We start from the raw sequence: 22710 nt of genomic DNA, 5'->3' as shown, positions 1-22710 counted from the left end.
TAGTAGCATAGTGCGAGGCCAGGAAGCAGCGCTGCCGGTTACACGCGCGGGCGTTTGCGGTACAGCCACAGCCCAGGGATAGAAAGCCCGATAGAGAGCGCCCCGACGATGGAGGAGGCTTTTAAAAAATTGCTCAGCAGCATAATCATCATCTCCTCGGAATAACCAAAATGGCTAATTTTGACGGCCGAGATCATCGCCGTATAGGCCGAAATCCCGGGGAACATCGGGATCACCGCGGCGACGGTAAAAATCTTCGGGTGCGCCAGATACCAGCGCGACCACTGAATGCCGATACTGCCGACCAGTAACGCGGCGAGAAAGGTGGCCCATTCAATGTTGAAGCCTGCGCTCATCATTACCATCCGCGAGCCGTGGCCGATAGCGCCCAGTAATGCGCACCAGCGCAGCGCGCGCTGTGGGACGTTGAACACCATCGCGAAACCGACAGCAGGGATGGCTGCCAGCGCCATATCCTGCGCCAGGTCGAAAAGAAAAGAGATTATGCCCATCCGCGTAGCCCCCACACGGTCATTGCCATCACCACCCCGATACAGGTCGCCAGCGTCAGCAGGCTGGCGATCGCCCAGCGGGCCAGCCCGGTATTGATATGGCCCTTGAACATATCGGCGACGGCGTTAATTAACGGAAAGCCGGGAACCAGCAACAGCACGCTGGCGGCCATGGCGATAGTCGGCGTGTCGCTAAATGCCGGCAGGCGCAGCATCAGCCCGGAAATCGTGGTGGCGACGAAGGCGGTAATGCAGAAATTAATCTGCGGATGCATGGAGCGATGGGTCAGCAACTGGCGAATATACATGGCGACGGTGCTGGCAAAGAAGGTGACCACCGCGCCATCCCAACCACCGTTGTTCAATTTACAAAAGCAGGCGCAGGAAAGGCCAACCATCAACACCAGCAGCCAACGCGGGTAGCGTAGGGGTTTAATTTGCGCGAAGCGCTTCTCGACGTCTTTATAATCCAGCAGCTTATGTTCGGCCATGATCACGATATGCTGTACCTCCGTCACCACGTGCATGTTAATTCCGCGATCGCTGTTTTTGCGCGTGGACGTCAGGCATTCACCATCTTTAATCGTCGTTAGCACAATCGCGTTAGAAGAGATGGCGCTCTCAACGCTATCCATGCCTAATGCCCGCCCAAGACGGGTAGAAAGCTCCTCAACCAGCGCGCTTTCCGCGCCGTGCTGGAGTAAATAAAGGGCACACTGAATACACAGCCGGGTGATGGCGCGCTGTTCTGATTTATCTACCTGCATAAGTACCTGCTGTCCGCGTCTCTATTGATACTTTTACCTGAACTCCACCCCGTTGTGCGGCGTGCGGGATCAAACAATGTGCAAAAATTGCTCCATCAATGGCGTTGGCTGAAATTTGAACCGCGCCACACTTTCGTCACTTCGTTGGAAAGTGCAATTTTTACCGCCATTCATCCCTTCTTTTTCCCGTTTGAGTTATCAAAAATGCATCTGTGAACTTTTAATAAACAAAAAACAAACAAATAATTAACTTTCGAGAGCGAGTACCCTATGAGAACACAGGTTGCCATTATTGGCGCGGGCCCGTCGGGGCTGCTGTTGGGCCAACTGCTGCATAACGCTGGTATTCATACCGTTATCCTTGAGCGTCAGAGTGCGGAATATGTGCTGGGGCGCATCCGCGCCGGGATACTGGAAAATGGTACCGTCGAGCTACTGCGCGAAGCAGGGGTGGCAAAGCGAATGGACGCGGAAGGGCTGGTTCATCATGGCGTAGAGTTTTTATTTGAAGGCCAACGAGTGCCGGTACCGCTCAGCGAGTTGACCGGCGGTAAAAGCGTGATGGTCTATGGTCAGACCGAAGTCACCCGTGACCTGATGGCGGCAAGACGCGACAGTGGCGCGCCGATTATTTATGGCGTTAGCGAGGTTGCACTCGAAGATGTTAAAAGCGATCGGCCGGCAGTCTCATACGTAAGCGGCGGCGAAAAATGTCGCCTGGAGTGCGATTTTATTGCAGGTTGCGATGGCTTCCACGGCGTTTCGCGGCAAACCATTCCACGTGACATTCTCAAAGAGTATGAAAGCGTGTGGCCGTTTGGTTGGTTAGGTTTGCTGGCGGATACGCCGCCGGTGAATCCGGAACTGATTTACGCCCATCATGAACGCGGGTTTGTATTGTGTAGTCAGCGCTCACTCACCCGCAGCCGCTATTACCTGCAGGTGCCGCTAAGCGATAGCGTCTCGGCGTGGTCTGATGAACGCTTCTGGGATGAGCTAAAACGCCGTCTGCCGGAGGATCTGGCAAATAAGTTAGTGACTGGTCACTCACTTGAGAAAAGTATTGCGCCGCTGCGCAGTTACGTCGTTGAGCCGATGCAGTACGGCAGACTGTTTCTGGTCGGCGATGCCGCGCATATCGTGCCGCCAACCGGCGCAAAGGGGCTGAATCTGGCGGCGTCGGATGTCAATTATTTATGGCGGATCCTGCGTGAATATTATCACCATGGCCGCGAGGACCTGATCGCCAGCTATTCACGCTTTGCTCTCGACCGCGTGTGGAAAGGAGAAAGATTCAGCTGGTTTATGACTCGCCTGTTGCACGACTTTCCTGAACAGAATGAATTCGATAAAAAAATGCAGGCCGCCGACCGCCGCTACTATCTGGGTTCTCGCGCTGGGCTAACGACCATTGCCGAAAACTATGTGGGGTTGCCGATGGAGCGCGTCACGTAACGACAAACGAAAACTGGAGAGACCATGTTAACCGCGAACACGATTCCCGTTTTTACCTTGTATGGCGAAGAGCGCGGTTGGCCGACGCCGGATCTGCTGCATTGCGAATCCATTTTGCAGCGCAGCAGCCTTTATGAGTGGCATATCCGCGTACATCAACATGCCGAAATGGTACAGCTGTTATATCTGCATAAGGGGCGTGCTGAAATTGAAATTGAAGGCGTCACCAGGGTGATGACCGAAGCCTGTATTCAGGTCGTGCCGGCATTATGCATCCACGGCTTTCGTTTCTCGCCCGGTACCCAAGGGTTTGTCCTGTCGCTGTCGCAGCCGTTGCTGAGCCGCTTTGAAAACCAGTTTGGGCGTACGCTTGATGTGCTATCGCAGCCGCAATGCGTTGCGGTGAAACGCTCCCGCGGCCATATTCGTTCACTGTTTACCGCCTTGCGTGAAGAGTATTGCGAGGAGCATGATGCGCGCGAAATGATGCTGCATTCGCTGCTGGGAGCACTATTGGTATGGTTAAATCGCCAGTGCCAGCCGACACCAATGACAGAGGACAAAGCAGAGCGTAAGCGCAGCGTCATGCGGCATTTTTCACGTCTGATTGAAAGCCACTATCGGGAACATCTGCCGCTGGCTGAATATGCAAGGCTAGTGGGGCTCTCCACAACGCATTTAAATTATTTGTGTCGTGAATTTCATGGCTGCAGCGCATTAGGCGTATTACATCAACGTTTAATGTTAGAAGCACGGCGTAACCTACAATATACCAGCATGACTATCACCCAACTTTCTGATTATTTAGGATTTACTGATGCTGCTTATTTTTCGAGATTCTTTAGGCGCTATAGCGGGATCTCACCGAAAGCATTTAGGAAAGAAATTAAATAAGTTATTTATTTAATTTTTAAGGTAATTTTACTAATGAGGGTTTTAATTTTTTCTAATTTATTGATGACATCATTTTGTGTTAGGGTAAATCGCTGGTGAGAGTAATGCTAATATATCTCTCATGGTTATGGAATGAAGTTCAGGGCATACGTCATGCCCGCCAGGGACGATAAAGATTCAATTGGCAAATAATATTATTGTAGCCATTAATCCATTACTTATTTGGGTTTGAATCTTTGACAGGAGGTGGAGGTTTTATGTTGCCAGGACAAGGTAAGTTTGGCGTCATCATTAGTAGAATACCGGTTATGCAATCGGGTTTGAACGCTATTTTAAGGGAGCATCTCCCTGATTACGATTTGAGTTTCTGTGCTTCACAGGATGAACTCACGCTACTTCAGCTTCGGCGCGCCGTGCTGATCCTCGTCGACCTCTCCGGTCACATTGAACACCCGCGAGATATTTGTGAGCATTATTATTCATTAATGAATCAATACCGGGACATTCACTGGATCTTTATGGTTGGTCACTCCTGCTTTCCACTGGCAGTTGAGTTTTTGATGCGGCCGGAAAGCTCTCTGATTTCTGATAGCGAGCCGGTTAAACGTTTCATCGAGGTCATCCGTGCTGGTAAAGCTTCTGCCGAAAGAATTAGTCAGACACTTTTTTCACCCGAGATGGACAACTTAGGTGATGATGCTAGTGATACGGTCATCTTAACCTTTTCAGAGCGTAAAGTTTTGCGGCTACTGGCAAAAGGGTGGGGAATTAACCAAATTGCTGCCTTGCTGAAAAAAAGCAATAAAACGATAAGCGCGCAGAAAAATAGCGCCATGCGCCGACTGTCGTTACGCAGTAATGCAGAAATGTATGCCTGGATCAATAGCGCTCAAGGAATGAAGGAACTGAATCTGTATTCAGCCTATGGAGATAACACGGAATGGAAAAAAATCTCACAACACGATGTGTCGCTATCGTAGAAAAATGCGCAATGACTGAAATGGCGCTTCGTTATATTTTAGATAACGAAGCAGGTAAAAAATATAGCATTCATTTTTATAAAAATACTCAGGCCTTAAAGCGTGAATTCGCTTCCAAAAACTTTATCGCCGTTATCTTTTCCCTTTCCGGTAGTCGACGTATTCGTCTGGAAAGCCTGCTTTTTTTACATGAAATAGCGCAAACACGCCCCGAAATACAGCGAATTGTACTGGCGGATAATACTGCGGAAATGCGTCTAATCAGTCATCTGACACCTTCAAGCCCGCAAACTATTTTGAATAAATCATCTTGTCTTACTCGTTTGCAGGAGCGTTTACTGCAGCTGATCGAGCAGGCGCCGCTGGATAAAGAAAGCATTCTGGAGCGTAGCAATAGCTCCTGCGGGCAAATTCTTAGCCCGACGGAGCATACGATACTTCGTTATATGACCTATGGTTATTCGTTGCCCGAAATCGCTACCCAGCTTGATAGAAATATCAAAACTATTCGCGCGCATAAATTTAACGCGATGACCAAACTGGGCGTTAACTCTGATATTGGCCTGCTCAGCGCGGCGGACATTCTGCTGTGTCTGCCGGCGAATAACGACGATGGGCAGGGAATGTGCCTGGCGCAATAACTGGCAATTTACAGACAGACGTCAACCCAGTCGGCTTCTGTCAGTTGTGCCATGCGCTCAGGCGAAATTCGTACCGCGCTATGAATGGCACCTGCTGCCGGTAGAACCTCGGCATACTGCTTGAGTGAAACATCACAATAGACCGGCAGAGGGTTTTCCAGGCCAAACGGACAGACGCCGCCGACGGGGTGGCCGGTTAGCGTAACAACTTCATCACTGCTGAGCATCCGCGCTTTTGCGCCGAAGGCGTCTTTCAGCTTCTTGTTATCAAGGCGAGCATCGCCTTTAGCGACGATCAATATAACCCGATCTTTTACCTTTAAAGATAAAGTCTTAGCGATTTGCCCCGGCTCGACACGATGCGCGGCGGCGGCAAGCGCAACGGTCGCCGTACTTTGATTCAACTCGATGATTTCAATATCGGGGGCATGTTCAGCAAAAAACTGCCTCACGGACTGCAGACTCATGGGGTTCTCCTGGTAGTTATCCGCTTAAATCTGTCACAAGGCCGGAAATCTGTAAATATTGTCGATGGATAATCAGGAATTATTCCGATTTCTGGATCTTCTTCACAATCGCCGCAACCGGTTACTGTAACCGGTTGCAGGATCGCGCTCGTCGATGAATACTGACAGGGTAACTCCCTGTTCCAAAGATAACTAACAGCCGCGCATGAGATGTTCCTGCTGACAATATGGCGACCTGACATCCCGGTCAGCCACAATCCGTAGGCAGTTAATTTCAGCATAGCGGCAAGATTACCGTTGTTGGGCCTGTTTCGATAGCCTGTCAGGAGGGCTGCTATGTCTGCAAACCATGCTGCGTTTAATCTGATATTTCGCTTTGTAGAGAACTATATAAGTCCCGTTGCCGGGCGCATTTCTTCGCAGCGCCACGTCATGGCTATTCGTGACGGATTTATCTCGGCCATGCCGTTTATGATCGTAGGTTCCTTTCTCTTAGTCTTCGCTTATCCGCCTTTTTCACCGGACACCACCTGGGGCTTCGCCCGTGCCTGGTTGGATTTAGCCAAAGAGTTCGAAGGACGCATTCTGACGCCTTTTGATATGACCATGGGCATCATGTCCATTTATATCTGCGCGGCAATTTCCTACAACCTGGGCAAACATTATGAAAAGGCGCACCAGCTCGATCCTTTCATGTGCGCCATGCTGTCGATCATGGCGTTCCTGCTGATCGCTGCGCCAAAAACCAATGGTAATCTGCCGGTTGATAGTTTGGGAGGCACCGGGATCTTTACCGCGATCCTGGTGGCGATTTACTGTGTAGAGATGATGCGTTTCTTAAAGGCGCACAACATCGGGATCCGTCTGCCGGATCAGGTGCCGCCGATGATTAAAAACTCATTTGATCTGTTGATCCCAGTTCTGGTGGTGGTACTGACGCTTTATCCGCTGAGCTTGTTTATCCAACATCATTTCGACATGCTGATCCCGCAGGCAATCATGGCTATCTTTAAGCCATTGGTCTCTGCCGCAGATTCATTACCGGCTATTTTACTGGCTGTTTTGATTGGCCACCTGCTATGGTTTGCCGGGATTCACGGGGCGGCGATAGTCTCCGGTATGCTGCAGATGTTCTGGCTCACTAATCTGGGGATGAACCAGCAAGCACTGGCACAGGGCGCACCGCTGCCGCATATTTTTATGGAAGCGTTCTGGACGTTCTTTATTGTCGTTGGCGGTTCCGGCGCCACGATGGGGCTGGTGTTCTGTTATTTGCGCAGTCGTTCTGCGCATTTGCGCTCGATCGGTCGTTTAAGCGTGGTGCCAAGCCTGTTTAACATTAACGAACCGGTTATCTTCGGCACGCCCATCGTCATGAACCCGGTATTCTTTATTCCGTTCCTGTTGGCGCCGATGGTTAACGCAGTCATTGCCTGGGCGGCCATGAAGTTAGATCTGATCGGCCGTGTTATCTCCGTTGTGCCGTGGACGGCGCCGGCGCCGATTGGCGGCGCATGGGCTTTGGGATGGGATTTCCGTGCGGCGATCCTGGTCGTTATTCTCGCTTGCGTGTCGGCTATCATCTACTTCCCGTTTTTTAAGGTGTACGAAAAGCAGCTGCTGGCGCAGGAAGCTGAAGAGGCGCAGCGCGCGGCGCAGGAGAACGAGCAGACCGCGTAAAATAACAACGGGCGGCATATTGCCGCCCGTCAGATGATTACTTTAACGTGCAGTCGCCGCATTGCTGAACGTCCGGCAGGCGATAACGCTGACAGCAAGTTCGGCGTACCAGTAGACCTTCACGCAAGACCACCGTTCGCCACAGCGGGTTATCCTCGCCACTGGTCTGCTGCTTTGCAAAAAAACAGTGTTGACGTAACGCGTTCACCCGCTCGTCGCCAAGCAGATTTTTCATTTCACCGAGATACCAGTTAATCAGATAGCCGGTATTGCTCCAGATAAGCTTACCGTTAATGTCGCCGGTCGCTTCCAGCGCTTCCACCACCGGTTTCAGCGCTTTATTGACCAACATATCCATACGCGCTTGTGCGGAAAGCGTCAACGCATCATGGTTGGCATGCACGTCAATCCAGAAGCAGGCCGCGCGCCCGCTTTCATGGAATTCAACGCGGAAATGCTCCGGTTCAAGGCTAATAGCCTGTTCTTCAGTGAGTAACGCCAGCATCAGCGGCGGCACCAGCAGGCCGATATACCACTGCGCCCACAGTGAAAGCAGGGGTTTTTGTTCGCGCGGCTGGCTGGGTTGGTGACGGTAAATATGGTCGGAATAGGTGGCCAGCAGCGAAGTAAGGGTAGTAGGTTGTGACCATTCCGCGAGGGTTAGGGCACGCGGCGGCGCTTCTTCATCCAGACGCAGGAAATCCAGCAGATGCGGGCGTACCGCCACGATCTTTTCCCGTACCGCATTCGCCAATGCATGCTCGACGGGCGCAAGCGGCGCACGCCAGATGATTTCATCGCTGAAGGAGAAGGTACGGTAAGCCATCAGATTTCCAGATACAAATCTAAATGATAATGATTGCTGATACTAGTTGTTCGTTGCAGGGAGCGCAAGCGATTTGTCAGCGCCGCATATCCCTCGCGGCGGGCTGGAGGGGTTAGTTGACGAGAATGATATTACGCCCCTGGTTTTTGGCTTCATATAGCGCGCTATCGGCGCGTTTTATCGCACTGTCGATATCGCCATTCACCAACGGGGTCATACCGATACTGATGGTGACATTGGTGGCGACGCTTTCATTAAAACGGTGTGCGATTTTTAAATCGTAAACCCGCTGGCGAATACGCTCTGCTGTCTGGAATGCGGTTTCCGCCGTGCTACTGGTCAGTACCACCATAAACTCTTCACCGCCAAAGCGAGCGACGATATCGCGCGAGCGCACGGAATTACGAATCGCCGCCGATACCTGAATTAGCGCCTGGTCGCCCATCATATGGCCATAGTTATCGTTGTAGGCTTTGAAGTGATCAATATCCAACAGCAGGATGAAATGTTCGCGCGAATCCACTGTCAGGATGTTATCCAGCCGGTTTTGCAGGCCACGACGGTTATACAGGCCGGTCAATGGATCAAGCATACTGAGATCGTTCAGGGTGTTACGCTCTTGCAGCAGTTTATCCATTAGCCCTTGGGTAAAATTATCGCTGCGCTTTTGCATAATGTTCTGCAACGTAATTCCGGCAACCGGCAGGACAAAGCAGTAAAACATCCGCATCCATTGTTCTCCGCCAGCCAGCGCCAGACACACAATAAAAGTGGGTAGGGAATGTAGAGTAAAGGCAATGATATTGTTAGAAAAAGCGATAGTTCCAATAAACAGAATGCTTAATAAGGCGATAACCAGGAAGTTAAAATGCGGTGGCGGTAACAATGAGGCTTTTATTACGATGTGCCAGGCCCATAGCATGCCAAATAACAGAGAAATAACAGGAATATTTATTTTCTGTTGTGGGAATTTCCAATTCCATAACAAGAGGCCCAGGCTGGCCGCGCATATCAGCGCACACGGTAGCGTGACGGTGACAATGGTAAACAGCGGGCTGAGCAGCGACAGAGCGGCAGAAACACAATTAAGTAATAAAAAAAGTCGTAAGGAATACTGATATTTTTGCTCGTAATGAGCCCGCCAGGTTTGTGCAGTCATATTGGTACTATCATTATTAGTAGTTAAGTTTCAAGATGATGGCTGCCAAAGGGGAAAAATATAAAACAACACGTAATATAAGGCTATCTGCGCAAATGATCAGACAATTTAATATATAGATTTAATTTGCTTAATTTATCATCCCAATGAATGTATGTCATTACTCCTGAGTGCAAGAGTAATAAAAGTTAAACGGCTCGGCATGACAAATGATAAAAATTATCATATGATATTGGTTATCATTATCGTTGTGAGAGGCGAAACCATGTTGCAGCGAGCTTTAGGGAGTGGTTGGGGAATTCTGCTGCCGGGCGTACTGGTGATGGCGTTAGGCATAATTGGCCTGCCGGTAGAAGCCTGGCGCGTGATGATTGCTCTGGGATTACTACTATCGGCGGCAATGATCTGGCACCGTCAGTTGCGTCATTTCGTACTGTTGCCGTCAAGCGTAGCGCTGATCGGTGGAATGATGCTGATAATGTTGAATTTGAAGCTGATGGGATAAAACAGAGAAGGGTAAGAATATTGGTGCGAGGGGGGGGACTTGAACCCCCACGTCCGTAAGGACACTAACACCTGAAGCTAGCGCGTCTACCAATTCCGCCACCTTCGCACAGTATTCTTAATCTGATATCGCCTCGTTGGTGCGAGGGGGGGGACTTGAACCCCCACGTCCGTAAGAACACTAACACCTGAAGCTAGCGCGTCTACCAATTCCGCCACCTTCGCACAGTGCGAGCGATATCAACGTGGATTATGGTGCGAGGGGGGGGACTTGAACCCCCACGTCCGTAAGGACACTAACACCTGAAGCTAGCGCGTCTACCAATTCCGCCACCTTCGCATACCATCGACACTATAAAAGTATCGTTACCACGGAGGCGCATTCTAGTGGTTTTCGGCGACACGTCAATAGTTAATTATGCAGGTTTTCTCGATTGCTGCAAAAATGGGCTATTCAGAGCGTAGGGAAGTACCGGCGGCACGTCGAGCATGCCGCCGATGAGAAACGAAGATTATTTCTTCGCCTGGCGAGTCATCACCGTGCGGTAAACTTTGAAACGGCCGGTTTGGGCGATCACTTCATGAAAACCAAACGTCTCATCCAGCACCTGCGGATAGGGCAGGAAGGCGTTGGCCACGATACGCAGTTCGCCGCCGCTGTTCAGATGGCGGACCGCGCCGCGGATCAGCGCCTGCGCCGCTTCAAGGCTGGTTTGCAGGCCGTCGTGGAATGGCGGATTTGAGATGATCATGTCAAAACGGCCGTTGACCTCAGAGAAGACGTTGCTGGCAAAAACCTCGCCTTCAAAACCATTCGCGGCAAGCGTCGCGCGGCTGGCTTCGACCGCCGGAGCGCTGACGTCGCATAGCGTCAGGCGTACCTTCGGCGAATGGCTGGCCAGTACCGCGGCCAGCACCCCAGCGCCGCAGCCGACATCGAGCACTTTGCCTTTGGTATGCGGTTGTAGAGTCGACAGCAGCAGTTGGCTGCCAACATCAAGGCCGTCACGGCTGAACACGCCCGGCAGCGTTTTAATGGTCAGGTTATCGAGCGCGTACTCGTTCCAGTACTGTTCGGCGTTGAAGGAGGGCTGTTTTTCCAGACGGCCGTGGTAGAGACCGCAGCGGCGGGCGCTATCCACTTTATTCAGCGGCGCGTATTCGGCGAGCATTTGCTCGGCGCTACGCACGCCGCTGCGGTTTTCGCCGATCACGAAAATATCGATCCCCACCGGCAGCAGAGAGAGCAGGTTCATCAGCTGGAACTGCGCTTCCGGCTTGTTCTTCGGCCAGTAGTAGATCAGGGTGTCGCAATCGGCGACGTCGGCGGCCTCGGCGACTAAGCTAAAACGAACGTTATCGCCCATCTGGCGATTCAGGACCTGCCAGTGGTGGAATTGTTGGGTATGAGCGCGGCTGGCCGCGGTATCCAGACGTGCAGGCAGGTCATCCTGCAGGTCACCGGCAAACAGAACGCGGGCGGACTCGAAATCATCACTGTGGCGCAGCAAGACTTCACTTGCCGGGGTAAAAGCTGACATGAAACACTCCTTCAATAAGACTGGCGCCGATTATAGTAGTTTGTTGGCGCAGATACGACGGATTTGCTATATTGCGCGCTTGTTTAACAGGAGTGTTTCGCTATGACTTCCCGACGAGACTGGCAATTACAGCAACTGGGGATTACCCAGTGGTCGCTGCGTCGCCCGGGGGCGTTGCAGGGCGAAATCGCTATCTCGCTTCCTGAACATATTCGTCTGGTGATGGTGGCGGAAACCCCGCCGTCGCTGACTGAACCGCTAATTAGCGATATTCTGCGCGCGCTCTCGATTAATGCCGATCAGGTGCTGCAACTTACGCCGGATCGGGTAGCCATGCTGCCGCAAAATAGCCGCTGCAACAGCTGGCGACTGGGCTGCGAGACGCCGCTGTCGCTGGCGGGCGCCCAGGTCTCGACGCCCGTTTTTGATGAACTTCAGAGCAGCGTGCCGGCTCGCATCGCGCTCTGGCAACAAATCTGCGCACATGAACACGATTTCTACCCTCAGCACGGCTGATTTATCCAAAGCCTGGCAAATCGAAAAACGCGCCCACGCTTTTCCGTGGAGCGAACAAACCTTTGCCAGCAATCAGGGTGAACGTTATCTGAATTACCAACTAGCAGTTGATGGGGAAATGGCGGCCTTTGCCATCACCCAAATTGTCCTTGATGAAGCGACGCTTTTTAACATCGCCGTCGACCCCGCATACCAGCGCCGCGGCCTGGGACGGGAACTGCTGGAACATGTTATTGATGAAGTCGAAAAACTCGGCGTCGTTACGCTGTGGCTGGAGGTGCGGGCATCGAATGTCGCCGCCATCGCGCTCTACGAAAGCTTAGGCTTTAACGAGGCGACTATCCGCCGCAATTACTACCCTACGGCCGATGGGCGTGAGGACGCAATTATCATGGCTCTGCCAATCAGTATGTAAGACAAGGTGAAACGATGAAATGGGACTGGATTTTCTTTGATGCCGATGAAACGTTGTTTACGTTTGACTCTTTCAGCGGCTTACAGCGGATGTTTCTCGACTATAGCGTGACATTTACCGCCGAAGATTTTCAGGACTATCAGGCCGTTAATAAGCCGCTGTGGGTGGATTATCAAAACGGCGCCATCACCTCGCTACAATTACAGCATCAGCGTTTTGATAGCTGGGCGGAACGTTTGAACGTCCCCCCGGGCGAACTGAACGACGCTTTCATGAATGCGATGGCCGAAATCTGCGCGCCGCTGCCGGGCGCCGTATCGCTGCTGGATGCGCTGCAAGGCAAGGTAAAAATGGGCATCATCACCAACGGTTTTACCTCGTTGCAGCAGACTCGTCTGGAGCGTACCGGCCTGCGCGATCACTTTGATTTGCTGATTATTTCTGAGGAAGTCGGCGTCGCGAAGCCGGATGCGCGTATCTTCGATTATGCCCTGGCGCAGGCGGGTAATCCGTCGCGCGACAGGGTATTGATGGTCGGCGATACCGCCGAGTCGGATATCCGCGGCGGCGTCAATGCCGGGCTTGCCACCTGTTGGCTGAATGCGCACCAGCAAACGCTGCCGGCAGACCTGCAGCCCGACTGGACGGTGACCTCTTTAAGCGAACTGGAGCAACTCCTGTGTAAACACTAATTGCCTCCCCCCCATTGATGGGTAAAATAGCCGCAATTTTTCGTATTCCACATGCGCGGCCCATTGCCGCGTTTACTTAGAAGATTGAATTATGACGTTGTCTCCTTATCTGCAAGAGGTGGCCAAACGCCGCACTTTTGCCATTATTTCTCACCCGGATGCCGGTAAGACCACCATCACTGAAAAAGTGCTGCTGTTCGGACAGGCGATTCAGACCGCCGGTACCGTGAAGGGCCGTGGTTCCAGCCAGCATGCAAAATCCGACTGGATGGAAATGGAAAAGCAGCGTGGGATCTCGATTACCACCTCGGTGATGCAGTTCCCGTATCATGACTGCCTGGTTAACCTGCTGGATACCCCGGGGCACGAAGACTTCTCCGAGGATACCTACCGTACCCTGACGGCGGTTGACTGCTGTCTGATGGTTATCGATGCGGCGAAAGGCGTCGAAGATCGTACCCGCAAGCTGATGGAAGTTACCCGTCTGCGCGATACGCCGATCCTCACCTTTATGAACAAACTCGACCGTGATATCCGCGATCCGATGGAATTGCTGGATGAAGTCGAAAATGAGCTGAAAATCGGCTGCGCGCCGATTACCTGGCCTATCGGCTGCGGCAAGCTGTTTAAAGGGGTTTATCATCTTTATAAAGATGAAACTTACCTCTATCAGACCGGTAAAGGGCACACCATTCAGGAAGTGCGCGTGGTTAAAGGGCTGAATAACCCTGAACTCGATGCCGCGGTGGGCGACGATCTGGCGCAGCAGCTGCGCGATGAACTGGAACTGGTACAGGGCGCATCGAACGAGTTCGATAAAGATCTGTTCCTGGCGGGCGAAATTACTCCAGTGTTCTTCGGGACCGCATTAGGCAACTTCGGCGTGGATCATATGCTGGATGGCCTGGTGGAGTGGGCGCCGGCGCCGATGCCGCGTAATACTGATACCCGTGAAGTGACGGCCGCAGAAGAGAAATTCACCGGCTTCGTGTTTAAGATTCAGGCCAACATGGACCCGAAACACCGCGATCGCGTGGCGTTCATGCGCGTGGTTTCCGGCAAATACGAGAAAGGCATGAAGCTGCGTCAGGTGCGTATCGGCAAAGACGTGGTGATTTCCGACGCGCTGACCTTTATGGCGGGCGACCGTTCGCACGTTGAAGAAGCCTACCCGGGCGATATTATCGGCCTGCATAACCACGGCACCATTCAGATTGGCGACACCTTTACCCAGGGCGAAATGATGAAGTTCACCGGTATTCCGAACTTCGCGCCGGAACTGTTCCGTCGTATTCGCCTGAAAGATCCGCTGAAGCAGAAACAGCTGCTGAAAGGGCTGGTTCAGCTCTCTGAAGAGGGCGCGGTACAGGTCTTCCGTCCTATTGCTAATAACGATCTGATCGTCGGCGCCGTCGGCGTGCTGCAGTTCGATGTGGTAGTTGCGCGTCTGAAAAGCGAATATAACGTTGAAGCGATTTACGAATCCGTCAACGTGGCCACCGCGCGCTGGGTTGAATCAACTGACGTGAAAAAATTCGAAGAGTTCAAGCGTAAGAACGAAGTTCAGCTGGCGCTGGATGGCGGCGATAATCTGACCTATATCGCCCCGACGATGGTTAACCTGAACCTGACGCAAGAGCGTTATCCTGATGTGGTGTTCCGCAAAACGCGCGAGCACTAATGTCTCTCTGGAGCGCGGCGATGCTGCGCTCCAGCCCGTTTTGTCCGCCTTCATCCTTACCATAGAAAGTTCTTAAATCTGCGCAAATCGTAGCTTTTTTATTCAAACCCTCCGCCGCATCTCCGCTCATCTACTATATTTATTAAGCACTTTTCAGAAACCTGGCTGAATAAATAGCCATTTGTTTTACCAAAGCAGACATCGTGAGGGCATACCAATGACCAGACTAAAGAGCGCCAGGCTATTGCTGCCTCTCTTCTTAGGCTCAGCGTTGATAAGCGCCTCGACCTATGCGGAAACCACCGCAACCGATAGCGCGAAGGCTGCCGCGACCAGCGCCGGAGAAAGCGTCGATAAGTCGATCAACAAGGTTGGCGATTTTATGGATGACAGCACGATCACTGCCCGTGTTAAAGCGGCGCTGATTGATGACAAAAGTATCCGTAGCACCGATATCTCGGTGAAAACGGAAAACAAAGTCGTGACCTTAAGCGGGACCGTGGAGAGCGCTGAGCAAAAATCACAGGCCGTCAGCGCGGCGAAAGGCGTCGAAGGAGTGAGTTCGGTAAGCGATAAGCTGACCGTGGCGGGGGAAAAATCAGCCAGCCTGAAGGGCTATGCTGGCGACACCGCAATCACCAGCGAAGTCAAAGCCAAACTGCTGGCGGACGATATCGTTCCGTCGCGTAAGGTTACGGTGGAGACCAGCAACGGGGTAGTTCATCTCTCCGGGACGCTGGAATCCAGCAAGCAGGTCGATCGCGCGGCAGACATTGCCAAAGCGGTAACCGGTGTTAAGGGCGTGAAGAACGATCTTAAAGTGCGGTAAGGGTATTCATTAAAAGATATTCGCCAGCGGCGAGACCGCTGAGCGAGTTGTACGCAGGGTTGATGTATGCGCGGCCTGAGCGCGCAGAAAAGCGACCGTTAATCATATGGTAAGGAGAACAGTATGTTTAGATGGGGCATTATTTTTCTGATCATCGCGTTGATTGCCGCCGCATTGGGCTTTGGTGGTCTGGCGGGTACCGCGGCGTGGGCGGCTAAAATCGTCTTTGTTGTCGGTATTATCATTTTCCTGGTCAGCCTGTTTACCGGTCGAAAACGACCCTAGAGGCGATATGCCGAAAGGCGTGAATCAATAACCGCGCAGTGATGACATAACGTCTTACATAAAGCCAGTCAATGTGACTGGCTTTTGCGGTTTCAGGGGACGACAATTTGCGTTACTTTAATGACAGAAAATAAACAAACAGGAAAGCAGGGTGGGGCAGCGCATTCCCGTGACGTTGGGCAATATTGCCCCGTTAGCGGTAAAACCCTTCCGTCCAGGCAAACTTGCTCTGGTGTGCGAAGGCGGTGGTCAGCGAGGTATTTTCACAGCCGGGGTTCTGGACGAATTCATGCGCGCCGGATTTAACCCTTTCGACCTGATGCTTGGCACTTCCGCTGGCGCGCAAAACATCTCCGCTTATATCTGTAATCAGCAGGGCTACGCCCGCAAAGTCATTACGCGTTATACCACCTCAAGGCAGTTTTTCGACCCGATGCGCTTTGTTCGCGGCGGCAATCTTATCGATCTCGATTGGCTGGTCGATTCCACTTCGCAACAAATGCCGCTGGCGATGAACTATGCCGAGGAGCAGTTTGCGCTGGGTAAAGAGCTGTGGATGTGCGCCTGCCGCGGTGACGACTACACGGCAAACTATTTTTCCCCCACCCGCCAGACCTGGCTCGACCTGATCCGCGCCTCCAGCGCCATTCCCGGCTTCTATCGTAGCGGCGTCCTGCTGGATGGCGTGAGCTACCTCGATGGTGGCGTCAGCGATGCGATCCCTGTGCAGGAGGCGGCGCGCCGCGGCGCGCAGACTATCGTGGTGATCCGTACCGTCCCTTCGCAGATGTTCTACACGCCGCAGTGGTTTAAACGAATGGAACGCTGGCTGGGAGAAAGCAGCCTGCAGCCTTTTGTGAACCTGGTACAGCACCATGAAACCACCTATCGCGCGACGCAGCAGTTTATTGAAAAACCGCCGGGTAAACTGCGGATATTCGAAATTTATCCGCAGCGGCCGCTGCGCAGTATGGCGCTTGGCAGCCGTCTGCCGGCGCTGCTGGAAGATTATAAAACCGGGCGCCAGTGCGGCCGCTACTTCCTCGCCACGGTAGGGAAGCTGCTGACCGAACAACCGCCTCTGTTACGCCATGCGCCGCGTGTGGCAAGGCCGACGCCGGTGGTGGTGCCGCCGCTGCCGGTGGCTAACGAAACGCCGCAACAGGCGATTATCACCGCGCCGCAGGCTAATGACCCCAGCTTTAATAACGAGGATCTGGCGTGACGTTACGCTTTATTGATACCCACTGTCACTTCGATTTTCCCCCGTTTACAGAGGATGAACCCGCAAGTATCGCGAGGGCGGCGCAGGCCGGCGTTGGGCGTATTATCGTGCCGTCGATATCCGCCGCGCGCTTTGCTCGCGTGCTGGCGCTGGCGGAGCAACACGAGCCGCTGTATGCCGCGCTAGGGATGCATCCTATTGTTATCGAACAGCATGATGACCGCGGATTAGCGCAACTGGAAAGCTATCTTGCACAGCGTCATCCGAAACTCGTGGCCGTCGGAGAGATTGGCCTCGATCTCTACCGCGACGATCCGCAATTCGATCGCCAGCAGGCGCTGCTGGAAGCGCAGCTGCGGCTGGCGAAGCGTTACGATTTGCCGGTGATCCTGCATTCGCGGCGCACCCACGATAAGCTGGCGATGTTGCTAAAAAAACATAACCTGCCGCGCGCCGGGGTGGTGCATGGTTTTGCCGGCAGCCTGCAGCAGGCGGAACGTTTTGTACAGCTGGGCTATAAGATTGGCGTCGGCGGCACCATTACCTATCCCCGCGCCAGCAAAACTCGTGATGTCATGGCGCGTCTGCCGCTTTCTTCGCTGTTGCTGGAAACCGATGCTCCGGATATGCCGCTCAATGGTTTTCAGGGGCAGCCGAACCGCCCGGAACAGGCGGCCCGCGTCTTTGACGCGCTCTGTGAACTGCGCGCGGAACCGGCGCAGGAAATTGAAGCGGCGCTACTGGCGAATACCAAAAGCCTCTTTACCGCGCTAACCCTCTAACGCCCCCACATTCTGGACAAAATCGTCCCGGTTTTGACGGATTGTGACAATCCCATCATTTTTGGTATATATAAAATCTATTAAATTTCAATACGAAAGTGTTTTTATGTCCCGGTATTGCACAATTTGTGCGCCACGACGTCGAGATAATACGTTTCGTTATGTTAGAATAATAACATCATCATGAGCTTCGATTTGCCAATTATGCTTAAACAGGACCTCACGGTGAGGATCGAAGTAAATGGTAGGTAATTGTGATTTGAATCACGTTACAGTAATGCAAATTAGTAACTAGTTTTTATTAACTGTGATGAATGTCGAAGTGTAATGGCGAGCAGATGTTACAATAGTAACAGGCTCGCATGGTGAACAAACTATTGAACCGGCAACACGCCGTCGGAGTATGAAATGACTGATTTAAAAGCAAGCAGCCTGCGCGCGTTGAAACTGATGGATCTGACCACCCTGAATGATGACGACACCAATGAGAAGGTGATCGCGCTGTGCCATCAGGCAAAAACCCCGGTGGGCAATACCGCTGCAGTCTGCATTTACCCGCGTTTTATCCCGATTGCCCGTAAGACGCTGAATGAGCAAGGAACACCGGACATCCGTATCGCGACGGTGACCAACTTCCCGCATGGTAACGACGATATCGATATCGCGCTGGCGGAAACCCGCGCGGCAATCGCCTATGGCGCGGATGAAGTGGATGTGGTTTTCCCGTACCGCGCGCTGATCGCTGGTAACGAGCAGGTGGGTTTTGATCTGGTGAAAGCCTGTAAAGACGCCTGTGCGGCGGCGAATGTGCTGCTGAAAGTGATCATCGAAACCGGCGAGCTGAAAGAAGAAGCGCTGATTCGTAAGGCATCTGAAATCTCTATTAAAGCGGGCGCGGATTTCATCAAAACTTCTACCGGTAAAGTGCCGGTGAATGCGACGCCGGAAAGCGCGCGCATCATGATGGAAGTCATCCGCGATATGGGCGTTGAGAAAACCGTTGGCTTCAAACCTGCCGGCGGCGTGCGCAGCGCGGAAGACGCGCAGCAGTTCCTGGCGATTGCCGATGAACTGTTCGGCGCCGACTGGGCTGATTCCCGTCACTACCGTTTTGGCGCATCAAGCCTGTTGGCTAGCCTGCTGAAAGCCCTGGGTCACGGCGACGGTAAGAGCGCCAGCAGCTACTAATCCCTTGATATGCCGGATGGTAATGCGCTTATCCGGCCTACGAATTGATGCCTGTAGGCCGGATAAGGCGCCCGCGCCGCTATCCGGCAATTTATACCCGTTGGGAGGTTACCGTGTTTCTCGCACAAGAAATTATTCGTAAAAAACGTGATGGTCATGCATTAAGCGATGAAGAAATTCGCTTTTTCATCAACGGCATCCGCGATAATACTATCTCTGAAGGACAGATCGCCGCGCTGGCGATGACCATCTTCTTCCATGATATGTCTATGCCGGAACGTGTCTCGCTGACCATGGCGATGCGGGATTCAGGGACCGTTCTCGACTGGAAAAGCCTTAACCTCAACGGCCCGATCGTTGATAAACACTCGACCGGCGGCGTGGGTGACGTTACCTCGCTGATGCTGGGGCCAATGGTTGCCGCCTGCGGCGGTTACGTACCGATGATCTCCGGGCGCGGCCTCGGCCATACCGGCGGTACGCTTGATAAACTGGAAGCGATCCCGGGCTTCGATATCTTCCCGGACGACGCGCGATTCCGCGAAATTATTAAAGATGTCGGCGTGGCGATCATCGGGCAGACCAGCTCGCTCGCGCCGGCTGACAAACGTTTCTATGCCACCCGCGATATTACCGCGACGGTGGATTCCATCCCGCTGATTACCGCATCGATCCTGGCCAAGAAACTGGCGGAAGGTCTGGATGCGCTGGTGATGGACGTTAAAGTCGGCAGCGGCGCCTTTATGCCGACTTATGAGCTTTCAGAAGCGCTTGCCGAAGCGATCGTTGGCGTCTCCAACGGCGCCGGCGTGCGCACGACCGCACTGTTAACCGATATGAACCAGGTGCTGGCCTCCAGCGCAGGTAACGCCGTTGAAGTTCGCGAAGCGGTACAGTTCCTGACCGGGGAATACCGTAACCCGCGTCTGTACGACGTCACCATGGCGCTGTGCGTGGAAATGTTGATTTCCGGCAAGCTGGCGGCGGATGACGCCGAGGCGCGCGCGAAATTGCAGGCGGTGCTGGATAACGGTAAAGCGGCGGAAGTCTTTGGCCGCATGGTGGCGGCGCAGAAAGGGCCGAACGACTTTGTCGAAAACTATGCGAAATACCTGCCGACGGCAATGCTGAGCAAAGCGGTCTATGCTGAAGGCGCCGGATTTGTCTCTGATATGGATACCCGCGCGCTGGGGATGGCGGTGGTGTCGATGGGCGGCGGTCGTCGTCAGGCATCCGATACCATTGACTACAGCGTTGGTTTTACTGATATGGCGCGCCTTGGCGATAAAGTCGATGGCGAACGTCCGCTGGCGGTGATTCATGCGAAAGATGAATCCAGCTGGCAGGAGGCGGCCAAAGCCGTGAAAGCGGCAATTAAACTGGACGCTCAAGCCCCAGAAATTACACCGACGGTCTATCGCCGAATCACCAAGTAGCGATATACTGATCTGATCGCTTTTTTGCAGCGCATGATGTATGGAGAACAAGATGAAACGTGCATTTATTATGGTGCTGGACTCCTTTGGGATTGGCGCAACGGAAGACGCTGACCGCTTTGGCGATGTGGGCGCCGATACCATGGGCCACATTGCGGAAGCCTGCGCCAAAGGTGAAGCTGACAATGGTCGTAAAGGCCCGTTGAATTTACCTAACCTGACCCGCCTGGGCCTGGTGAAAGCGCATGAAGGTTCTACCGGTAAAATTGCCGCCGGTATGGACGGTAATGCTGAAGTCGTTGGCGCTTACGCCTGGGCGCATGAACTCTCTTCCGGTAAAGATACGCCGTCTGGCCACTGGGAAATCGCCGGCGTGCCGGTGTTGTTTGACTGGGGTTACTTCAGCGATCATGAAAACAGCTTCCCGCAGGAACTGCTGGATAAACTGGTTAAGCGCGCGAACCTGCCGGGCTACCTCGGCAACTGCCACTCTTCCGGTACCGTGATTCTGGACCAGCTGGGTGAAGAGCATATGAAAACCGGGAAACCGATTTTCTATACCTCTGCTGACTCGGTATTCCAGATCGCCTGTCACGAAGAGACTTTCGGCCTCGACAAGCTGTATGAGCTGTGCGAAATCGCCCGTGAAGAACTGACCGAAGGCGGCTATAACATTGGCCGCGTGATTGCTCGTCCGTTTGTTGGCGACAAAGCCGGTAACTTCCAGCGTACCGGTAACCGTCACGATCTGGCGGTCGAGCCGCCGGCGCCGACCGTGCTGCAGAAGCTGGTCGACGAGAAAAACGGCCACGTGGTTTCCGTGGGTAAAATCGCCGACATCTACGCCAACTGCGGCATCACTAAGAAAGTGAAAGCCACCGGGCTGGACGCGTTGTTCGACGCGACCATCAAAGAGATGAAGGAAGCGGGCGACGAGACTATCGTCTTCACTAACTTCGTCGATTTTGACTCCTCCTGGGGCCACCGTCGCGACGTCGCTGGCTACGCGGCGGGTCTGGAGCTGTTCGACCGTCGTCTGCCGGAGCTGATGGAGCTGGTTGGGGAAGACGACATTCTCATCCTCACTGCCGACCACGGCTGCGACCCGACCTGGACCGGTACCGACCACACCCGCGAACACATTCCGGTGCTGGTGTACGGCCCGAAAGTGAAGCCGGGTTCGTTAGGCCACCGCGAAACTTTCGCCGATATCGGCCAGACGCTGGCGACATACTTTGGTACGTCGCCAATGGAATACGGTAAAAACATGCTGTGATACCCGTTGTCTTTCGCGCTGTAGATGCGTTGACTTCATTCGCTCACCCCGGTCACATAGTTAATCTATGCTCCCGGGGATTCACGAATTCGTCGCCTTCCTACAACGCGAAATCCTTAGGGTATTTGAATACGTTTTGTAGGCCTGATAAGGCGTAGCCGCCATCAGGCACGAACAATTTATATAAGGATAAAACGATGGCTACCCCACACATTAACGCAGAAATGGGCGATTTCGCTGACGTAGTTTTGATGCCGGGCGACCCGCTGCGCGCGAAGCACATTGCCGAAACTTTCCTTGAAGACGTGCGTGAAGTAAACAACGTGCGCGGCATGTTGGGCTTCACCGGTACCTACAAAGGCCGCAAAATCTCCGTGATGGGCCACGGTATGGGTATCCCATCCTGCTCTATCTACACCAAAGAGCTGATCACCGATTTCGGCGTGAAAAAAATCATCCGCGTTGGATCCTGCGGCGCGGTACGTGAAGATGTCAAACTGCGTGATGTGGTTATCGGCATGGGCGCGTGCACCGACTCTAAAGTCAACCGTCTGCGCTTCAAAGACCATGATTTCGCGGCGATTGCTGATTTCGGCATGGTGCGTAACGCGGTAGACGCGGCGAAAGCGCTGGGCGTTGACGCGCGCGTCGGCAACATCTTCTCTGCTGACCTGTTCTATACGCCGGACCCGTCTATGTTCGACGTGATGGAAAAATACGGCATTCTGGGCGTGGAAATGGAAGCGGCCGGCATCTATGGCGTCGCGGCGGAGTTCGGCGCGAAAGCGCTGACTATCTGCACCGTTTCCGATCATATTCGTACCCACGAGCAGACCACTGCCGCTGAGCGTCAGACGACCTTCAACGATATGATCAAAATCGCGCTGGAATCCGTACTGCTGGGCGATAAAGAGTAAGACCTGTTGTGCCGGGTGGCGGCTTCGCCTGACCCGGCCTAC

General features: G+C 53.2%; 24 protein-coding genes and 3 tRNA genes. 18 read left to right on the top strand and 9 right to left on the bottom strand.

Going from position 1 to position 22710, the window contains the following annotated elements; genetic code table 11:
• Nucleotides 1–38 precede the first annotated feature (38 nt).
• Together KGA69_RS02900 and KGA69_RS02895 are read right to left on the bottom strand one after the other, a co-directional pair.
• Complete coding sequence (locus KGA69_RS02900; protein ID WP_045395512.1) at nt 39–512, bottom strand: threonine/serine exporter; 474 nt, start codon at nt 510–512, stop codon at nt 39–41.
• Complete coding sequence (locus KGA69_RS02895) at nt 503–1279, bottom strand: threonine/serine exporter family protein (RefSeq protein WP_047043890.1); 777 nt, start codon at nt 1277–1279, stop codon at nt 503–505. The genes KGA69_RS02900 and KGA69_RS02895 overlap by 10 nt, the downstream gene beginning before the upstream one ends.
• A gap of 270 nt (nt 1280–1549) precedes the next feature.
• Between KGA69_RS02895 and pobA the strand changes: the two genes are divergently transcribed.
• The 4 genes from pobA to bglJ all read left to right on the top strand — a co-directional run bounded on the left by pobA (nt 1550) and on the right by bglJ (nt 5249).
• Nucleotides 1550–2734, top strand: a complete 1185-nt coding sequence (gene pobA / locus KGA69_RS02890; RefSeq protein ID WP_063447351.1) for a 4-hydroxybenzoate 3-monooxygenase — start codon at nt 1550–1552, stop codon at nt 2732–2734.
• Between the two features lie 24 nt (nt 2735–2758).
• Nucleotides 2759–3628: a helix-turn-helix domain-containing protein gene (locus tag KGA69_RS02885; RefSeq protein WP_045395518.1), complete on the top strand. Its 870-nt coding sequence runs from the start codon at nt 2759–2761 to the stop codon at nt 3626–3628.
• 257 nt (nt 3629–3885) lie between these two features.
• A complete protein-coding gene (locus KGA69_RS02880; protein ID WP_045395520.1) occupies nt 3886–4608 on the top strand; it encodes a helix-turn-helix domain-containing protein in 723 nt (240 codons plus the stop codon).
• On the top strand, nt 4569–5249 hold the full coding sequence (gene bglJ, locus KGA69_RS02875; RefSeq protein ID WP_045395522.1) for a DNA-binding transcriptional activator BglJ: 681 nt from the start codon (nt 4569–4571) through the stop codon (nt 5247–5249). Before KGA69_RS02880 ends, bglJ begins: the two co-directional genes overlap by 40 nt.
• Nucleotides 5250–5257: 8 nt before the next feature.
• On the opposite strand, the gene KGA69_RS02870 is transcribed toward bglJ, so the two are convergent.
• Nucleotides 5258–5716 carry a YbaK/EbsC family protein gene (locus KGA69_RS02870; protein WP_045395524.1) on the bottom strand — a complete coding sequence of 153 codons (459 nt, stop codon included), beginning with the start codon at nt 5714–5716 and terminating at the stop codon, nt 5258–5260.
• 336 nt (nt 5717–6052) lie between these two features.
• On the opposite strand from KGA69_RS02870, the gene KGA69_RS02865 reads away from it, so the two are divergent.
• Nucleotides 6053–7396: a PTS sugar transporter subunit IIC gene (locus KGA69_RS02865; RefSeq protein WP_045395526.1), complete on the top strand. Its 1344-nt coding sequence runs from the start codon at nt 6053–6055 to the stop codon at nt 7394–7396.
• Nucleotides 7397–7433: 37 nt separating this feature from the next.
• Here KGA69_RS02865 and fhuF read toward each other — a convergent pair whose 3' ends face one another.
• Together fhuF and KGA69_RS02855 are read right to left on the bottom strand one after the other, a co-directional pair.
• The gene (gene fhuF / locus KGA69_RS02860) at nt 7434–8222 is read right to left on the bottom strand and encodes a siderophore-iron reductase FhuF (protein WP_049061349.1); all 789 of its coding nucleotides are present in this window, start codon (nt 8220–8222) and stop codon (nt 7434–7436) included.
• A gap of 112 nt (nt 8223–8334) precedes the next feature.
• Nucleotides 8335–9381 carry a GGDEF domain-containing protein gene (locus KGA69_RS02855; protein ID WP_045395530.1) on the bottom strand — a complete coding sequence of 349 codons (1047 nt, stop codon included), beginning with the start codon at nt 9379–9381 and terminating at the stop codon, nt 8335–8337.
• A 265-nt stretch (nt 9382–9646) separates the two neighbouring features.
• Here KGA69_RS02855 and KGA69_RS02850 point away from each other — a divergent pair, with 265 nt between their 5' ends.
• Nucleotides 9647–9886: a DUF1435 domain-containing protein gene (locus KGA69_RS02850; protein ID WP_045395533.1), complete on the top strand. Its 240-nt coding sequence runs from the start codon at nt 9647–9649 to the stop codon at nt 9884–9886.
• Between the two features lie 21 nt (nt 9887–9907).
• Here KGA69_RS02850 and KGA69_RS02845 read toward each other — a convergent pair.
• The 4 genes from KGA69_RS02845 to rsmC all read right to left on the bottom strand — a co-directional run bounded on the left by KGA69_RS02845 (nt 9908) and on the right by rsmC (nt 11426).
• Nucleotides 9908–9994: transfer RNA gene (locus KGA69_RS02845), tRNA-Leu, on the bottom strand.
• Nucleotides 9995–10023: 29 nt separating this feature from the next.
• Nucleotides 10024–10110 (bottom strand) — tRNA-Leu (locus KGA69_RS02840).
• A gap of 28 nt (nt 10111–10138) precedes the next feature.
• Nucleotides 10139–10225: transfer RNA gene (locus KGA69_RS02835), tRNA-Leu, on the bottom strand.
• A 172-nt stretch (nt 10226–10397) separates the two neighbouring features.
• Nucleotides 10398–11426 carry a 16S rRNA (guanine(1207)-N(2))-methyltransferase RsmC gene (gene rsmC / locus KGA69_RS02830; protein WP_045395931.1) on the bottom strand — a complete coding sequence of 343 codons (1029 nt, stop codon included), beginning with the start codon at nt 11424–11426 and terminating at the stop codon, nt 10398–10400.
• A gap of 102 nt (nt 11427–11528) precedes the next feature.
• On the opposite strand from rsmC, the gene KGA69_RS02825 reads away from it, so the two are divergent.
• The 12 genes from KGA69_RS02825 (at nt 11529) to deoD (ending at nt 22668) form a co-directional block, all read left to right on the top strand.
• Nucleotides 11529–11942, top strand: a complete 414-nt coding sequence (locus KGA69_RS02825; protein WP_045395927.1) for a DNA polymerase III subunit psi — start codon at nt 11529–11531, stop codon at nt 11940–11942.
• Nucleotides 11911–12357 carry a ribosomal protein S18-alanine N-acetyltransferase gene (rimI, locus tag KGA69_RS02820; protein ID WP_015368389.1) on the top strand — a complete coding sequence of 149 codons (447 nt, stop codon included), beginning with the start codon at nt 11911–11913 and terminating at the stop codon, nt 12355–12357. The genes KGA69_RS02825 and rimI overlap by 32 nt, the downstream gene beginning before the upstream one ends.
• Nucleotides 12358–12371: 14 nt before the next feature.
• Nucleotides 12372–13049, top strand: a complete 678-nt coding sequence (gene yjjG, locus KGA69_RS02815) for a pyrimidine 5'-nucleotidase (protein ID WP_045395924.1) — start codon at nt 12372–12374, stop codon at nt 13047–13049.
• A gap of 91 nt (nt 13050–13140) precedes the next feature.
• Entirely contained in the window at nt 13141–14730 is a 1590-nt protein-coding gene (prfC, locus tag KGA69_RS02810; protein WP_045395922.1) for a peptide chain release factor 3, read from the top strand.
• Between the two features lie 217 nt (nt 14731–14947).
• Nucleotides 14948–15559: a molecular chaperone OsmY gene (osmY, locus tag KGA69_RS02805; protein WP_213292785.1), complete on the top strand. Its 612-nt coding sequence runs from the start codon at nt 14948–14950 to the stop codon at nt 15557–15559.
• Between the two features lie 123 nt (nt 15560–15682).
• The gene (locus KGA69_RS02800) at nt 15683–15844 is read left to right on the top strand and encodes a DUF1328 domain-containing protein (RefSeq protein WP_015368384.1); all 162 of its coding nucleotides are present in this window, start codon (nt 15683–15685) and stop codon (nt 15842–15844) included.
• A gap of 151 nt (nt 15845–15995) precedes the next feature.
• The gene (locus KGA69_RS02795) at nt 15996–17069 is read left to right on the top strand and encodes a patatin-like phospholipase family protein (RefSeq protein ID WP_045395919.1); all 1074 of its coding nucleotides are present in this window, start codon (nt 15996–15998) and stop codon (nt 17067–17069) included.
• Complete coding sequence (locus KGA69_RS02790; protein ID WP_213292784.1) at nt 17066–17851, top strand: metal-dependent hydrolase; 786 nt, start codon at nt 17066–17068, stop codon at nt 17849–17851. Before KGA69_RS02795 ends, KGA69_RS02790 begins: the two co-directional genes overlap by 4 nt.
• A gap of 408 nt (nt 17852–18259) precedes the next feature.
• Nucleotides 18260–19039: a deoxyribose-phosphate aldolase gene (gene deoC, locus KGA69_RS02785; RefSeq protein WP_045395915.1), complete on the top strand. Its 780-nt coding sequence runs from the start codon at nt 18260–18262 to the stop codon at nt 19037–19039.
• Nucleotides 19040–19152: 113 nt separating this feature from the next.
• Nucleotides 19153–20475 (top strand): thymidine phosphorylase, encoded by a 1323-nt coding sequence (deoA, locus tag KGA69_RS02780; protein WP_045395933.1) that lies wholly within the window; start codon nt 19153–19155, stop codon nt 20473–20475.
• Nucleotides 20476–20527: 52 nt separating this feature from the next.
• On the top strand, nt 20528–21751 hold the full coding sequence (gene deoB / locus KGA69_RS02775; protein WP_213292783.1) for a phosphopentomutase: 1224 nt from the start codon (nt 20528–20530) through the stop codon (nt 21749–21751).
• Nucleotides 21752–21948: 197 nt separating this feature from the next.
• Nucleotides 21949–22668, top strand: a complete 720-nt coding sequence (gene deoD, locus KGA69_RS02770) for a purine-nucleoside phosphorylase (RefSeq protein ID WP_002887789.1) — start codon at nt 21949–21951, stop codon at nt 22666–22668.
• The last annotated feature ends 42 nt before the right edge of the window (nt 22669–22710 follow it).

It is taken from the genome of Klebsiella sp. A52 (assembly GCF_018388785.1).
In the GTDB taxonomy this organism is placed as follows: domain Bacteria; phylum Pseudomonadota; class Gammaproteobacteria; order Enterobacterales; family Enterobacteriaceae; genus Klebsiella; species Klebsiella aerogenes.
The sequence above is the reverse complement of the archived record's forward strand: the minus strand, read 5'-3'. Positions and strand labels throughout refer to the sequence as shown.

Coding starts and splice junctions, on each gene's coding strand:
- prfC (WP_045395922.1), top strand. CDS start 13,141: ATGACGTTGTCTCCTTATCTGCAAGAGGTGGCCAAACGCCGCACTTTT.
- KGA69_RS02800 (WP_015368384.1), top strand. CDS start 15,683: ATGTTTAGATGGGGCATTATTTTTCTGATCATCGCGTTGATTGCCGCC.
- rimI (WP_015368389.1), top strand. CDS start 11,911: ATGAACACGATTTCTACCCTCAGCACGGCTGATTTATCCAAAGCCTGG.
- deoD (WP_002887789.1), top strand. CDS start 21,949: ATGGCTACCCCACACATTAACGCAGAAATGGGCGATTTCGCTGACGTA.
- osmY (WP_213292785.1), top strand. CDS start 14,948: ATGACCAGACTAAAGAGCGCCAGGCTATTGCTGCCTCTCTTCTTAGGC.
- KGA69_RS02885 (WP_045395518.1), top strand. CDS start 2,759: ATGTTAACCGCGAACACGATTCCCGTTTTTACCTTGTATGGCGAAGAG.
- KGA69_RS02865 (WP_045395526.1), top strand. CDS start 6,053: ATGTCTGCAAACCATGCTGCGTTTAATCTGATATTTCGCTTTGTAGAG.
- KGA69_RS02825 (WP_045395927.1), top strand. CDS start 11,529: ATGACTTCCCGACGAGACTGGCAATTACAGCAACTGGGGATTACCCAG.
- KGA69_RS02895 (WP_047043890.1), bottom strand. CDS start 1,279: ATGCAGGTAGATAAATCAGAACAGCGCGCCATCACCCGGCTGTGTATT.
- pobA (WP_063447351.1), top strand. CDS start 1,550: ATGAGAACACAGGTTGCCATTATTGGCGCGGGCCCGTCGGGGCTGCTG.
- KGA69_RS02880 (WP_045395520.1), top strand. CDS start 3,886: ATGTTGCCAGGACAAGGTAAGTTTGGCGTCATCATTAGTAGAATACCG.
- KGA69_RS02900 (WP_045395512.1), bottom strand. CDS start 512: ATGGGCATAATCTCTTTTCTTTTCGACCTGGCGCAGGATATGGCGCTG.
- KGA69_RS02850 (WP_045395533.1), top strand. CDS start 9,647: ATGTTGCAGCGAGCTTTAGGGAGTGGTTGGGGAATTCTGCTGCCGGGC.
- fhuF (WP_049061349.1), bottom strand. CDS start 8,222: ATGGCTTACCGTACCTTCTCCTTCAGCGATGAAATCATCTGGCGTGCG.
- deoC (WP_045395915.1), top strand. CDS start 18,260: ATGACTGATTTAAAAGCAAGCAGCCTGCGCGCGTTGAAACTGATGGAT.
- KGA69_RS02855 (WP_045395530.1), bottom strand. CDS start 9,381: ATGACTGCACAAACCTGGCGGGCTCATTACGAGCAAAAATATCAGTAT.
- deoB (WP_213292783.1), top strand. CDS start 20,528: ATGAAACGTGCATTTATTATGGTGCTGGACTCCTTTGGGATTGGCGCA.
- bglJ (WP_045395522.1), top strand. CDS start 4,569: ATGGAAAAAAATCTCACAACACGATGTGTCGCTATCGTAGAAAAATGC.
- yjjG (WP_045395924.1), top strand. CDS start 12,372: ATGAAATGGGACTGGATTTTCTTTGATGCCGATGAAACGTTGTTTACG.
- rsmC (WP_045395931.1), bottom strand. CDS start 11,426: ATGTCAGCTTTTACCCCGGCAAGTGAAGTCTTGCTGCGCCACAGTGAT.
- KGA69_RS02870 (WP_045395524.1), bottom strand. CDS start 5,716: ATGAGTCTGCAGTCCGTGAGGCAGTTTTTTGCTGAACATGCCCCCGAT.